2 protein-coding genes are annotated in these 1845 nt (G+C 57.5%); one reads left to right on the top strand and one right to left on the bottom strand.

What is annotated here, in order from left to right; all coding sequences use genetic code 11:
* Nucleotides 1-410: 410 nt before the first annotated feature.
* Nucleotides 411-1244: a sensor histidine kinase gene (locus tag FEF26_RS15385; RefSeq protein ID WP_166433078.1), complete on the bottom strand. Its 834-nt coding sequence runs from the start codon at nucleotides 1242-1244 to the stop codon at nucleotides 411-413.
* 395 nt (nucleotides 1245-1639) lie between these two features.
* Between FEF26_RS15385 and FEF26_RS15390 the strand changes: the two genes are divergently transcribed.
* On the top strand, nucleotides 1640-1819 hold the full coding sequence (locus tag FEF26_RS15390) for a response regulator transcription factor (protein ID WP_166433079.1): 180 nt from the start codon (nucleotides 1640-1642) through the stop codon (nucleotides 1817-1819).
* The last annotated feature ends 26 nt before the right edge of the window (nucleotides 1820-1845 follow it).

Raw genomic sequence — 1845 nt, forward strand, 5'->3', positions numbered from 1 at the left:
GGAGCCACCTCTCAGCACGTCGCGTCGACGCTCCTGCGTCGCCCCTGGACGACCCACTCGACACGCCCGAAGCACAGGCCATGTGACGTGCCCCGGCTTCCCGGACGGTCGGGGTTGGGTGGCTGTGATGTCGCTGCGTTCTCGTCGAGAGGGTCAGCAGACCCGATCAGGGTCGATTGGGATGAGCCGCGAAGGCGGTTAGGTCAGGGCGGCCGAAGCCGGCCGGCGGGGTAGCGTCGGACACGTCGAGGTCTCTCGGATGGATGGCGTAGGAACCTCCATCGTCGGGAGACCTCGACGTCTATCTGCGGACCGACGCTCCCGGCCGANNNCGGATGGCGTAGGAACCTCCATCGTCGGGAGACCTCGACGTCTATCTGCGGACCGACGCTCCCGGCCGACCTACACCCTCATCTGGGAAGAGCCACATTGGCAACAGCTTCCCTCAGGATGCGGTGAAGAGCTAGCTGGACGCGTGGACCGAGAGAGTCAGCACCGTTGGTGGATTCCACAGTCGTCACGATCCCGGAGGCATCCAACTCATTCTTCGCCTTGACCAGTTCTTCGGAAATGGCGGGAACAACACGATCCTGATGCTCAGATATCGGCTCGTTGTCACGAAGGAGGGTCACGATCCGCCCCATGTGATCAATGGTGATATTGGCTCGATCCAGGATCGATTCGAGTTCGCTGGCCCAGTTCTCGCCCTCCTGAGTAAGTTTCAGCTGTTGGGCCTTCATCACAATAACGGTCAGATCGCTCACGGCATTGTCATGAAGTTCACGGGCAAGCGCCGAACGCTGTTCGACCAGTGAGCCCTCTGCTTGTCGCAGGGCCGAGTTGGAGCGATCACGATCCTCACGGAGTCGCCCAACAATATGTCCGATCGCATAAGCCAGGGCAGTCAGGATGAGGACAACGACTGCTCCAAGGACCTGCAGCTGTATATCCTCCATGCCGACAAACTGTGAAAGCAGCCATGGGAGAGCCACCACAGCATAGAGCCTTCTGTGGGCGGGCCGAGCGTAGCTGGCGAGCACACCGACCATGACCAAAACAAAGAGTTCCTGCTGGATTGACACATAGCCGAACAGAATCCTCACACCGGCGGCAGCAAGCAAACCTGTCAGGGCAGCCCATCCAACGCCCAGCCACAAGGTGCCAGCAGCCACAACCCAAAGGAACGAGGTGACGTAAAACTCAACGCCTAATGGCTCATCTCCCAAGACAGGCTGGGTGGTCATTGTAAAAAGAAGCAGGAGAATACCGAAGGCCAGCAGAGTCCAGCGGAGAGAAAGACTCGTTGTTCGGTGACCGGTCAATCGAGAAAGGTTCTCCATCTCACCAGGCTAACTGCAGAATTGCGGGAGCCCAGCGTCACACAGACGCTGCTCCCACCAATTGAGAAGGTCGAACAATGGAGGGCCCGTCAATGCTCCTTCTGGAATAATCTGGATCAGAATCATAAGTTCACACAGCTGATGCACGGGAACGTTGCCTCTCCCCTCAGAGTTTATTCAATCCTAGTCTGAGCAAGGAAGGGCAACGTGTCGCAAAACTTTGACACTTAACATGCTCATACCAAGCACGCACGTGGTCCGCGCCTCGGATGATGGTGAGTGTCCAGAAGGGGATGAGAATGATCCGGACGCTAGTGGTAGACGATCATCCCATGATCAGGCAAACGCTGCGACAGTATCTTGAAACGTCAACCGACGCCTGGTGCGTCGGTGAAGCTGCCAACGGTGTGGAGGCCGTGGATCTGGCTCTGCAGCTGATGTCAACGACGGTCGAAAACTGGACACTTATCGACGTTTGAAAACTGAACACTTTTGGTTGGTTACG

Origin of the sequence: Nesterenkonia salmonea (assembly GCF_005771525.1) — a bacterium.
Classification (GTDB): Bacteria; Actinomycetota; Actinomycetes; order Actinomycetales; family Micrococcaceae; genus Nesterenkonia; species Nesterenkonia salmonea.

Excerpts from the sequence above, each read along its gene's own strand:
- FEF26_RS15385 (WP_166433078.1), bottom strand. The coding sequence starts at position 1,244 with ATGACCACCCAGCCTGTCTTGGGAGATGAGCCATTAGGCGTTGAGTTT.
- FEF26_RS15390 (WP_166433079.1), top strand. The coding sequence starts at position 1,640 with ATGATCCGGACGCTAGTGGTAGACGATCATCCCATGATCAGGCAAACG.